Annotated in this window: 10 protein-coding genes; 5 read left to right on the forward strand and 5 right to left on the reverse strand. The window is 63.6% G+C overall.

Going from position 1 to position 11,151, the window contains the following annotated elements; genetic code table 11:
* Positions 1-82: 82 nt before the first annotated feature.
* From X738_RS67335 to X738_RS67355, 5 genes are all read right to left on the reverse strand, one after another.
* Positions 83-1,288: a molybdopterin molybdotransferase MoeA gene (locus X738_RS67335; protein WP_023801236.1), complete on the reverse strand. Its 1,206-nt coding sequence runs from the start codon at positions 1,286-1,288 to the stop codon at positions 83-85.
* Complete coding sequence (gene moaC / locus X738_RS67340; RefSeq protein WP_023801237.1) at positions 1,288-1,785, reverse strand: cyclic pyranopterin monophosphate synthase MoaC; 498 nt, start codon at positions 1,783-1,785, stop codon at positions 1,288-1,290. The genes X738_RS67335 and moaC overlap by 1 nt, the downstream gene beginning before the upstream one ends.
* Positions 1,786-1,851: 66 nt before the next feature.
* Complete coding sequence (gene trpC / locus X738_RS67345) at positions 1,852-2,703, reverse strand: indole-3-glycerol phosphate synthase TrpC (RefSeq protein ID WP_023801238.1); 852 nt, start codon at positions 2,701-2,703, stop codon at positions 1,852-1,854.
* 4 nt (positions 2,704-2,707) lie between these two features.
* A complete protein-coding gene (trpD, locus tag X738_RS67350) occupies positions 2,708-3,718 on the reverse strand; it encodes an anthranilate phosphoribosyltransferase (protein WP_023801239.1) in 1,011 nt (336 codons plus the stop codon).
* Complete coding sequence (locus X738_RS67355) at positions 3,715-5,607, reverse strand: SurA N-terminal domain-containing protein (protein WP_023801240.1); 1,893 nt, start codon at positions 5,605-5,607, stop codon at positions 3,715-3,717. Before X738_RS67355 ends, trpD begins: the two co-directional genes overlap by 4 nt.
* Before the next feature lie 146 nt (positions 5,608-5,753).
* Between X738_RS67355 and tpiA the strand changes: the two genes are divergently transcribed.
* The 5 genes from tpiA to X738_RS67380 all read left to right on the forward strand — a co-directional run bounded on the left by tpiA (position 5,754) and on the right by X738_RS67380 (position 10,968).
* A complete protein-coding gene (tpiA, locus tag X738_RS67360) occupies positions 5,754-6,521 on the forward strand; it encodes a triose-phosphate isomerase (RefSeq protein ID WP_023801241.1) in 768 nt (255 codons plus the stop codon).
* A gap of 305 nt (positions 6,522-6,826) precedes the next feature.
* Positions 6,827-7,285 carry a preprotein translocase subunit SecG gene (gene secG, locus X738_RS67365; RefSeq protein ID WP_023801242.1) on the forward strand — a complete coding sequence of 153 codons (459 nt, stop codon included), beginning with the start codon at positions 6,827-6,829 and terminating at the stop codon, positions 7,283-7,285.
* A gap of 211 nt (positions 7,286-7,496) precedes the next feature.
* Positions 7,497-8,609, forward strand: a complete 1,113-nt coding sequence (locus X738_RS67370) for a L,D-transpeptidase (protein ID WP_023801243.1) — start codon at positions 7,497-7,499, stop codon at positions 8,607-8,609.
* Between the two features lie 148 nt (positions 8,610-8,757).
* A complete protein-coding gene (locus X738_RS67375) occupies positions 8,758-10,395 on the forward strand; it encodes a CTP synthase (RefSeq protein WP_084833810.1) in 1,638 nt (545 codons plus the stop codon).
* A 33-nt stretch (positions 10,396-10,428) separates the two neighbouring features.
* Positions 10,429-10,968, forward strand: coding sequence for a DUF1697 domain-containing protein (locus X738_RS67380; RefSeq protein WP_023801245.1), 540 nt, complete (start codon positions 10,429-10,431; stop codon positions 10,966-10,968).
* Positions 10,969-11,151 lie beyond the last annotated feature (183 nt).

The raw sequence follows: 11,151 nt of genomic DNA on the forward strand, positions 1-11,151 counted from the left end.
AAAACAAACCCAGAACAAACACTATCTGTTCCAGTTGTGTTCCGCAACCATTTAAAGTTTAATGAATGTGTTGACGTTTTGTTCAGCGTAGCATCAGCACGCTGCAGGCGGCGCCCGCTGCGGCCGCGGGAGCGAATGGCTCGCGCACGACCAGTCCGTTGGCGTCGGCCAGCATTCTGAGCATCGAGGAATCCTGGACACTGAACGGCGTTGCCTCAAGCGTGCCAGCTTCTTCCTTCACCACCGCGCGTACATAGTCCTGCCTGAGATCGTTAGCCGGCATGGCGGCGCCGAGCCGCGCCTGACGCAGGTCCTGGCGGAAGGCGCGGCCGCCGAGCCGCGCCAGCAGCGGCTTCAGAAAGAGCTGCGTGCAGACCAGGCTGGCCACCGGATTGCCAGGCAGGCCGATGCAGCGGATGGCGCCCAGCCGCCCGAACATCAGTGGCTTGCCGGGCCGCATGGCGATTTTCCAGAAAGCGAGCGCCATGCCTTCGCCGGTCAGCACGTCATGGACGAGGTCATGGTCCCCGACCGAGGCGCCGCCCAGCGTGACGATGACGTCCGCGCCTGCGGCGACGGCTTTTGTCACCAGCGCGGCGATCGCGTCCTTGCGGTCGGCGGCGATGCCGAGATCGAGTGCGCTGGCGCCGACCGAGCGGGCCGCGGCGGCGACGCCATAGGCATTGGAGGAGATGATCTGGTCGGGGCCAAGGTCGCTGCCCGGCGGCAGCAATTCGTCGCCGGTGGCGATGATGGCGACCAGCGGCCGTTTCACCACGCGGACCTGCTGGCGGTTGGCCGACGCCGCCAGCGACAATGCCGCCGGATCAAGCAGGCGGCCTTTCTCCAGCAGCATGTCGCCCTGCGAGAAATCGAGCCCGAGGCGGCGGATGTTGCGGCCTTCAACCGTCGGCGCGGTCACTTCGACCATGCCGCCGCCGAGGTCGCGGACATTCTCCTGGATGACGATGGTGTCGGCGCCTCCGGGAAGCGGCGCGCCGGTGAAGATGCGCACGGCCTGCGCCGGGCCGACTGTTCCGGCAAAGCCTCGTCCGGCCGGCGCCATGCCGATCACCGAAAGTCTCGCGGGCACGGACGCGACATCGTCGGCCCGCACGGCATAGCCGTCCATGGCCGACGCGTTGAATGGCGGCTGGGTGCGGAGCGCGATGAGCGGCTCCGCCAACACGCGGTCGGCGGCATCCATCAGGGCGACGCTTTCAGCCTGCAAGGGCGCAGCATCCGCAAGCAGGTGCTCGAGCGCCTCGGCGACCGCAAGCAGCGCCATTATCGGCCTGCCCCCTGGGCGTCCGCCTTGTAGTCGCCGGATTTGCCGCCGGTCTTTTCCATCAGCCTGATGTTGGAGATCGCCATGCCGCGGTCGACCGCCTTGGCCATATCATAGATGGTCAGGCAGGCGACCGAGACGGCAGTCAGCGCTTCCATCTCGACGCCGGTCTTGCCGGTGACGCGGGCCAGCGCCGTGACCTTCAGACCGGGCAGCTTCGCGTCCGGTTCGATGTCTACCGATATCTTGGTCAACAGCAGCGGGTGGCAGAGCGGGATCAGCTCATGCGTCCTCTTGGCCGCCATGATGCCGGCGATGCGCGCCGTACCCAGCACGTCGCCTTTCCTGGCATCGCCGTCGAGAATCATTTTCAGCGTTTCGGGCCGCATCGAGACAAGACCTTCGGCGATTGCCGTGCGGGTCGTCTCCGCCTTGTCGCCGACATCGACCATATTGGCTTCGCCTTCCGCGCCAAGATGGGTGAGGGCGGCCGACATCGTCAGGTCACCCTGGAGCGACGTGCGTCCGTTTGGACGCACAAACTACGCTCTAACGCTTTGTATCTATGCATCATGCTCTCCGAAAATCGATTCCGATTTTCGGGAAGATGCATTGGCGGGCGCCTTGCCCATCAAAAGCAGGTGCGTCGCAGTGGCCACGTCCTGTTGCCGCATCAGGCTCTCGCCGACGAGGAAAGTGCCAATGTCGCTCCGTTCCAGCCTGCGGCAGTCCTGGTGCGAGAAAATACCGCTCTCGCTGACCAGCAGCCGGTCGGCCGGCACCATCGCCGCGAGCCGTTCCGATGTCTCGATGCTGGTTTCGAACGTCCGCAGATTGCGGTTGTTGATGCCGATCAGCCGCGACGACAGTTTCAGCGCGCGTTCCGTCTCGGCCTCGTCATGCACCTCGACCAGCGCATCCATGCCGAGCTCGAACGCCGTCGTCTCGAGTTCCCTGGCCACGGCGTCATCGACGCTCGCCATGATGATCAGGATGGCGTCCGCGCCCCACGCACGGGCCTCGAACACCTGATAGGGCTCGAACAGAAAATCCTTGCGCAAAGCCGGCAATGTCACGGCGCTGCGCGCATTGGTGAGGAATTCAGGCGCCCCTTGGAAAGACGGCGCATCGGTCAGCACCGAGAGGCAGGCAGCCCCACCTTTGGCATAGGCCCTGGCCAGCGCCGGCGGATCGAAATCGGCGCGGATCAGGCCCTTGGACGGGCTCGCCTTCTTGATCTCGGCGATTAGCGCGAAACTGCCGGATTTGCGTTTGGCTTCAAGGGCCGAGAGAAAGCCGCGTGGTGCGTCGGTATCCTTTGCCCGCGCCTTGATTTCGGCAAGCGGCACCCGCGCCTTCGCCGCCGCGATCTCGTCGCGCTTGTAGGCTTCGATCTTGCGCAGGATATCAGACACGGCGCTATCCGTTTGAAATCTCGACCAGCCGGTCAAGCACCTTTAGCGCCCGGCCGCTGTCGATGGCTTGCGCCGCCGTCGCCATGCCATCGGCAAGCGTCGTCGCCTTTCCCGCCACCACCAATCCGGCGCCGGCGTTCATCAGCACCGTATCGCGAAAGGCGCCGGCAGCGCCGCCCAGCATGTCGCGAAGCGCCTGGGCGTTGTAGGCGGCATCGCCGCCGCGCAACTCGTCCTTGGTATGCCGCTTCAGCCCGACCGCTTCCGGGGTCAGCGTAAAGCTGCGGATCTCGCCGCCGACCAGTTCGGCGACCTGGGTTTCGCCGGTGGTGGTTATCTCGTCATAGCCGTCGCCATGGGCGACCCAGGCGTGGTCGGCGCCCAGTGCCTTCAACGTCTCGGCCACCGGCATGATCCATTCCGGCAAGAAGACGCCAACCATCTGCCTGACGACACCAGCCGGATTGGAGAGCGGGCCAAGCAGGTTGAAGATTGTGCGGGTGCCGAGCTCGGCGCGGATCGGGCCGACATGCTTCATCGCCGGATGATGCGCCGGTGCGAACATGAAGCCGACGCCTGCGTCGTGGATGCAGCGGCCGATCGTTTCCGGCGGGATGTCGAGCTTGACGCCAAGCGCGGTCAGCACGTCGGCGGCGCCGGTCTGCGAGGACAGTCCGCGATTGCCGTGCTTGGCCACCGGCACGCCGCAGGCGGCGATGACGAACGCGGATGCGGTCGAGATGTTGACGCTGTGCGAATTGTCGCCGCCGGTGCCGACGATGTCGATGGCGCCAGCCGGCGCGTCGACGCGCAGCATCTTGGCGCGCATGGTGGCGACGGCGCCGGAAATCTCGCTCACAGTCTCGCCGCGCACGCGCAGCGCCATCAGGAAGCCGCCGATCTGGCCGGGCGTAGCGTCGCCCGACATGATGATGTCGAAGGCATCGCGCGCTTCCTCGAAGGAAAGGGAGCTGCCAGCGGCGACCTTGGCGATATGGGTCTTGAGCGCGCTCATCTGATCAGGGCTTGGGCAACGGCGGTTTGGTCGATGCGAACGTCATATTGCGTCTGCAGCTGCGCCACCAACTGGTCGAGAAGGTCGTCGGACATGCCGGCGGTGAACGATTTCTGCTCGTCGTCCGGCACCGAGCTGGCGTCGGCTCCGGCAGGCTCGAACACTTCGGCAATCCTGAACAGGATCTGTCCGTCGCCGGTGGGCGAGGGGATCAATCCGGTCCCGCCTTCGCCTTCGCCGAACATCGCAGCCGCCCCTTCCTTGCCGAAATCGGCGTCGTCCGCCCCGCGCTTGACGCCGCGCTTGGTCTGCTTCTCAAGCTTGAGCTCGCTCGCGATCACGTCGAGCGTAGTGCCGGCCTCGAGACGCTTTTCGAGCTCCTGCGCTTTTGCGGTGAGCCGCTTGGTCGTTTCCGCCGCCGTCCAGTCGGCCACCACCTTCTGGCGGACTTCATCCAGCGTGCGGTCGCGGGCCGGCGTGACCGAATCCACCTCGTAGAACACGAAGCCGTTGTTGGCAGTAGTGAGGTCGGGATTCTCGGTGCCGGGTTCGGCATCGAACACCGCCTTGATCAGCTCCGGCGATTCCGGCAGATCCTTGACGATGGCGCCGTCCGGCCTCAGGCCGGTGCGATCGATCGCGTCGACGGTGACGACCTTCAGCTTCAGTTTTTCGGCCGCTTGCTCGAGCGTGCTGCCCGAAGCGCGGCTGTCTTCGTAACTGTCATGCACGTCGAGCAGAATGCGGCTTGCCTCGCCCAGCGCCAGGTCCTTGCGGATGTCGGCGGCCACTTCGGCCAGCGGCTTCACCACTTCGGGCTTGATCTCGGTGACGCGCAGCAGCACCGGACCGAAGGCGCCCTGAACGACCGGGCTGACTTCGTTGATGTTGAGCGCAAACGCCGCATCCGCCACCGCCTTGTCGGCGATCTTGTCCTTGGACAGCGTGCCGAGCAGCGTGTCGGCCTGCGTCTTGCCCTCGGCGGCGACGAGTTTGTCGAATGTCGCGCCGGTCTTGAGTGAATCGAGCGCGGCCTTCGCGGCATCGGGCGTTTTGAACACGAGCTGTTCGATGGTGCGCGTTTCCGCCGTGGTGTAGCGCCCCTTGTTCTTGTTGTAGTCGTCGCTGACCTGCTGGTCGGTCACGGCACTCACATCCATGATGTCTTCCGGCTCGAGCCTGACATAGGAGAATTTGCGGTATTCGGGCGCCGCATAGGTCTTCTTGTTTTCCTCGAAATACGCCGAAAGCGTAGTGTCGGATGGCGCTTCGATCGGCTCGACCAGCGATTTCGGCAAGGTCAAATAGTCGATGGTGCGGTCTTCGCCACGATAAAGCGCGACCGCCTTCAAGAACGTATTCGGGGCCTTGAGGCCGTCCGAAACCGCCTCGACGATCTGCTGGCGCACAGCCACCTGGGCGCGATTCCTGAGATAGTCTTCCGGCCGCATGCCGACCTGTTGCAGTATGTATTCGAAAGTCCTTCTGTCGAAGTTGCCGCCGGGACCCTTGAAGGCCGGGTCTTCATGCGTGAGTTGGGCCAGCCGGTCCTTGGACAGCCCAAGCCCGAGCTTGCGGGCCTGCTCATCGAGGACCGCGCCCGACACGAGTTGCGCCAGCACCTGGGTGTCGAGGCCGAGCGCCGTCGCCTGCTCGCGGCTGATGCGCTGGCCGAATTGCTGCGACATCACGCTGATCTGCCGGTCATAGGCCAGCCGATACTCGTTGATCGACACTTTGGTGCCGCCGGCCGTGACAACGGCGTCGTGGCCTGCAAAACCACCGACCATCTGTCCGGAAATGCCCCAGACGGCGAAGCTCAACACCAACAATATCAGCAGCGCTTTCGCGATCCAGGTCCCAGCCGCGCTTCTCAAGATACCAAGCATGGTCACTTCCGATTTTTTCGCGCATTTTCGCATGCGCCGAGTCTGAAACAAGCGCAATAGCGTCCTTCCGGCCCACTGTCGATTGCTTTGTGGGCTGAGTTTGGTAGTGAGGACGCAGCCGAATATTGCCCGGAGAAGCAAATCCCATGACGCCTGGAATCCGCCCGCTGGTCGCCGGCAACTGGAAAATGAACGGCACCAGCGCCTCACTCAACGAACTCAGGATGATCGGCAACGGCTTCATGAGCGGGCTCGATGCCGAGACCGAAGCGCTGGTCTGCGTTCCGGCGACGCTGCTTGCGCATGCCGCGGAGATCTTGTCGCGCACGCCGGTCCGGGCCGGGGGCGAGGATTGCCACAGCAAGGAGAGCGGCGCCCATACCGGCTGTATTTCGGCCGAGATGCTGAAAGATGCGGGCGCCAGTCACGTCATCGTCGGCCATTCCGAACGCCGCGCCGATCAAAACGAGGACGACGCCATTGTCCAGGCAAAGGCGTCCGCCGCGTGGCGCGCCGGGCTGGTTGCCATCATCTGCATCGGCGAGACGAGAGCCGAGCGCGAGGCGGGCGCCACGCTCGACATGCTGTCGCGCCAGGTCGCCGGCTCGGTGCCGCCGAATGCAACGGCATCGAATACCGTCATCGCCTACGAGCCGGTATGGGCGATCGGCACGGGGCTGACGCCGACTGCCGCCGACGTTGCTGAGGCGCATGCGCATATTCGCGAAAAACTGTCGGAAAAGCTTGGCAGCGCAGCGGCAAAGATGCGTATCCTCTATGGCGGCTCGGTCAAGCCGTCGAACGCGGTCGAACTGCTGGGCGTAAAAAATGTCGACGGCGCGCTGGTCGGCGGCGCCAGCCTGAAGGCGGCGGACTTTCTCGGCATTGCCGAAGCCTATCGAAACATCTCCTAAAGCGCGTCGCGTTTGGCCGGCCTAATGCGACGCGCTTTAGGTTGTTGTTTTTACGCATGTCGTTATCGCAAAACCGCTGCACACCCTCGGGTCAGGCCCAAGGGCATGCTTTTGCGCGACATGCTTTAGCATCGAAAGGCTGTCGGGCACTTCGGATACTGTGCCGCAGCGGAAAATGTTGCAACGGCCGCATTGCTTCCCATATTCCGGCCACGGGCTTGGAATTGCCGTCAAAGCATTGTATTGAGCCGCCTCCAAATCACCGGTCGTATCTGCGGCCGCGTAAGGCTTTGCCAGGATAAATTATGGAAACCGTACTGATCGTCGTTCACCTCATGGTCGTGCTCGCTCTTGTCGGCGTGGTGCTGCTGCAGCGCTCCGAAGGCGGCGGCCTTGGCATCGGCGGCGGATCGGGCTTCATGACCGCGCGCGGTGCCGCCAACGCGCTGACGCGGGCGACGGCGATCCTGGCGGCGGCGTTCTTCGCCACCTCGCTGACCTTGTCGATCGTCGCCCGTTACGGCGAGAAGCCGATCGACATTCTCGATCGCGTGCCTGTGACGAACGGCGGGGGCGGCGTGCTCAACCAGTTGCCTGGCACCACGACGCCGACACCGCCGTCCGGCAATACGGCGCCAACGCCGCCTTCCGGCAATGATGCCGCAGCCCCGGCCCCCGCTGCACCGCCAGCGGCGGGAGCGACCACGCCGCCGGCCACAAACGGCGCCACCCAGCCAGTAACGCCGCAGGTTCCAAACCAGTAATCAGCAGACGTCCGGCGCCGCGATCTGTTGTTGTTTGAACACAGTCGCGGCAAATGCCGCACGATCGCGAGGATTCGACCGGGCGCGGCACGCCAGGGCGCTTGAGGCGTCTCCGATTAATCGATTATAGATTGCGCGCGGCACATTCGGGGTCCTTGGGGGACGCCGGGCAACGCCGTGGCAACAAGCATTGAACGATCGGATCTTCGCCATGCAGCTTCGCAGCTTCATTTTAGCCGGCCTTTGGGCCGTGCTCAGCCTTGGTGCGCCCGCTTACGCGGCCATGCCGGCGGGCAATTCGGCCCCTGCAATCACAACTGACGTCGTCAACGTCGCCGCCAAAAGCGATTCGGCGCAACTAAAACTCCTCAAGAAGAAAAAAGACCCGACCGCGGCCGATCTTGCCCAGATCAGGAAGCTCGAAGCCAAGATCGCGGCTGGCAAGCAGGCTGCTCGAGTAAAGGCCATCGAGGCAAGGAAGCTGGCGATGCGCGAGGCGGCCAAAGCCAAGTCGGACGCGGAACGGCAGGCGTTTCTTGCCAAAAAGGGCCTCGTCAAGAAGGATAAGTCCGCTGGCCAAGCCAGGCTGGCCAATGCTAGGCCGGTCAAGATCATCGACCCTATGCAACCCATCGCAGCAATCCAGTCGGCCGAGGCCATTCCCGCCGAGGCCATGAACGTCGCGCTGACCGGCAACAACGGCGAATTGCGCAGCGAGCCGGTCGGACAGAAGCCGCAGCGCGTCGGGCTGTTCGCCGGCCTGTTCGGCGGCACGTCCTCGTCGATGTCGTTGCTGCCCGAGACCCGCGCCCTCGATGCCGCGCTCGCCAGCAAGGAAGCCAGGAAGCAGTTCAAGGTGAGGCCGGAGTTCGTGCCGCAAGAGGTCGAGTTCACCGGCTATAGCCCCGGGACCATCGTCATCGATACCAGTGCGCGCCGCCTCTATCTCGTCGAATCCTCCTGGACCGCCCGCCGTTATGCGATTGCGGTCGGTCGTGACGGCCTGCAGTTCAAGGGCACGGTCGCCGTCGGCGACAAGCAGGAATGGCCCCGCTGGATCCCGACGCTCGACATGCAGAAGCGTGAGCCGAAGAATTACGGCCGGTACAAGGATGGCATGCCCGGCGGCGGCGATAACCCGCTCGGCGCGCGCGCCATCTATCTCTACGACGGCAGGAAGGACACCCATCTGCGTATTCACGGCACCATTGCGCCGCAGTCGATCGGGACGAGCTCCTCCAACGGCTGTTTCCGCATGATCAACGAGCACGTCATGGACCTTTATCGCAGAGTGAAAGTGGGCACCAAGGTCGTCATCATCTGACGCCTTGACGGGTCAAACAAAAGGGCCGGCCTCGCCGGCCCTTTTGTATTGGTGGTGCGCCAGCTTGGGCATCACCAGGTCGCCTTCTCTGGAAAAAGCCTTCGCGGCGGTTTTTTCTCTGGCGGAATCAATTCGGCCGCGTTAAGCGATGACTCCCATGGCGCGATATGTATTCATCACAGGCGGCGTGGTTTCCTCACTCGGAAAAGGCATCGCTGCAGCGGCCCTTGGGGCTCTCTTGCAGGCGCGAGGCTATCGCGCGCGCATCAAGAAGCTTGATCCCTATCTCAATGTCGATCCCGGCACGATGTCGCCATACCAGCATGGCGAAGTCTTCGTGACGGATGACGGCGCCGAGACCGATCTCGATCTTGGCCATTATGAGCGCTTCACCGGCCGCTCGGCCAACCAGCAGGACAACATCACCACGGGCCGCATCTACAAGAACATCATCGAGCGCGAGCGACGCGGCGACTATCTTGGCGCCACCGTGCAGGTCATTCCGCACGTCACCGACGAGATCAAGAATTTCATCCTCAACGGCAATGACGACTATGACTTCGTCCTGTGCGAGATCGGCGGCACCGTCGGCGACATCGAGGCGATGCCGTTTCTGGAGGCGATCCGCCAACTTGGCAACGACCTGCCGCGCAACAACGCCGTCTACGTGCACCTGACGCTGATGCCCTACATTCCAACGGCGGGCGAATTGAAGACCAAGCCGACCCAGCATTCGGTCAAGGAGTTGCGCGGCATCGGCATCGCGCCCGACATCCTGCTGGTCCGCGCCGACCGCCCCATCCCCAGGGAAGAGCGCCGCAAACTGTCGCTGTTCTGCAATGTGCGCGAGAGCGCGGTCATCCAGGCGCTCGACGTGCCGCACATCTACGACGTGCCGATGGCCTATCACAATGAAGGGCTGGATTCCGAAGTGCTGGCCGCTTTCGGCATCGATCCGGCGCCGAAGCCGCGGATGGAGCCCTGGCAAGCGGTGTCCAAACGCATCCACAACCCGGAAGGCGAGGTGACCATCGCCGTCGTCGGCAAATATACCGGCCTCAAGGACGCCTACAAATCGCTGATCGAGGCGCTGTCGCATGGCGGTCTCGCCAACCGCGTCAAGGTCAAGCTCGACTGGATCGAGAGCGAGATATTCGAGAAAGAAGACCCGGCGCCGTGGCTGGAAAAGGTCCACGGCATTCTGGTCCCCGGCGGTTTTGGCGAGCGCGGCGCGGAAGGCAAGATCCTTGCGGCGAAGTTCGCCCGCGAGCGAAAAGTGCCGTATTTCGGCATCTGCTTCGGCATGCAGATGGCCTGCATCGAGGCAGCGCGTTCGCTGGCCGGCGTCAATCATGCCTCGTCGACCGAATTCGGTCCGACCGAGGAACCGGTCGTCGGCCTGATGACGGAATGGCTGAAAGGCAACATGCTGGAGAAGCGCAGGGAAACCGGCGATCTCGGCGGCACCATGCGGCTCGGTGCCTATCAGGCGGACCTCGCCAGGGGCTCGAAGATCGCCGAGATCTATGGCGACACGCAGATTTCCGAGCGCCACCGCCACCGCTACGAGGTCAATGTCGACTACAAGGAGCGGCTCGAGGATTGCGGGCTGGTTTTTGCCGGCATGTCGCCGGACGGCGTGCTGCCGGAAACGGTCGAATATCCCGACCATCCCTGGTTCATCGGCGTGCAATATCATCCCGAGCTGAAAAGCCGGCCGCTTGACCCGCACCCGCTGTTTGCCAGCTTCATCGAGGCAGCGGTGGAGCAGAGCCGCTTGGTCTAAATCGACAGGCTATCGTGAGATATCCGGGCTAGAATGCAAACCTACGTCGCTCTGCTTTACAGCATCGTCCTGGGCGAGGGGCGGCGTGTCGTCATGTCCGATCTCAGGGCCATGACAGAAGGCCTGGGCCTGAACAACCCGCGCACGCTGGTGGCGACCGGCAATCTGGTTTTCGAAACGAAAGAAACAGAGATTGCCGCGCTGGAGCGCCGATTGGAGACGGCGTTCCAAAAGACCTTCGGCCGCCATGTCGACATCATCGTGCGCCGCGCAGATGACTGGTTGAAGCTTGCGGCCGGCAATCCGTTTCCCGCCGAATCGGCTGCCGCCGCGGATCAGGTAGCGGTGCGCGTGATGCGCAAGCCCGTTCCCGCTGAGGCCGTCGCGGCGCTGGAGGCCTATATCGGCAAGGATGAGCGGATGCAGGCCGTCGGCGGTGACATCTGGATCTTCTTTTCGCGCGAGACGCCAAGCTCGCGTCTTTTGGCGGCGATAAGCCATAAACGGCTCGGCATCGGCACCTCGCGCAACTGGAACACCGTGCGCAAGCTAGCCGAGATGGTCGGCGGATAGGGCTTCCCCTTCTCCCAGGGAGAGTATAGCGACGGGGAGAAAGACGCCTTGGCCAAAGATTTCGCCAATCTGCAGCGCTGCAGAAAGGGGCGCCGATGTTGCGGCCAGCTGTCCAGTTGATAGATGGGTAACACTTTGAACCGGATACATGGGTTACAGTTTTCCCCCTGTCGTGTCCGCCGC

Origin of the sequence: Mesorhizobium sp. L48C026A00, from assembly GCF_000502375.1 — a bacterium.
Lineage (GTDB): Bacteria > Pseudomonadota > Alphaproteobacteria > Rhizobiales > Rhizobiaceae > Mesorhizobium > Mesorhizobium muleiense.

Coding starts and splice junctions, on each gene's coding strand:
- X738_RS67335 (WP_023801236.1), bottom strand. CDS start 1,288: ATGGCGCTGCTTGCGGTCGCCGAGGCGCTCGAGCACCTGCTTGCGGAT.
- moaC (WP_023801237.1), bottom strand. CDS start 1,785: ATGTCGGCCGCCCTCACCCATCTTGGCGCGGAAGGCGAAGCCAATATG.
- trpD (WP_023801239.1), bottom strand. CDS start 3,718: ATGAGCGCGCTCAAGACCCATATCGCCAAGGTCGCCGCTGGCAGCTCC.
- X738_RS67355 (WP_023801240.1), bottom strand. CDS start 5,607: ATGCTTGGTATCTTGAGAAGCGCGGCTGGGACCTGGATCGCGAAAGCG.
- tpiA (WP_023801241.1), top strand. CDS start 5,754: ATGACGCCTGGAATCCGCCCGCTGGTCGCCGGCAACTGGAAAATGAAC.
- secG (WP_023801242.1), top strand. CDS start 6,827: ATGGAAACCGTACTGATCGTCGTTCACCTCATGGTCGTGCTCGCTCTT.
- X738_RS67370 (WP_023801243.1), top strand. CDS start 7,497: ATGCAGCTTCGCAGCTTCATTTTAGCCGGCCTTTGGGCCGTGCTCAGC.
- X738_RS67375 (WP_084833810.1), top strand. CDS start 8,758: ATGACTCCCATGGCGCGATATGTATTCATCACAGGCGGCGTGGTTTCC.
- X738_RS67380 (WP_023801245.1), top strand. CDS start 10,429: ATGCAAACCTACGTCGCTCTGCTTTACAGCATCGTCCTGGGCGAGGGG.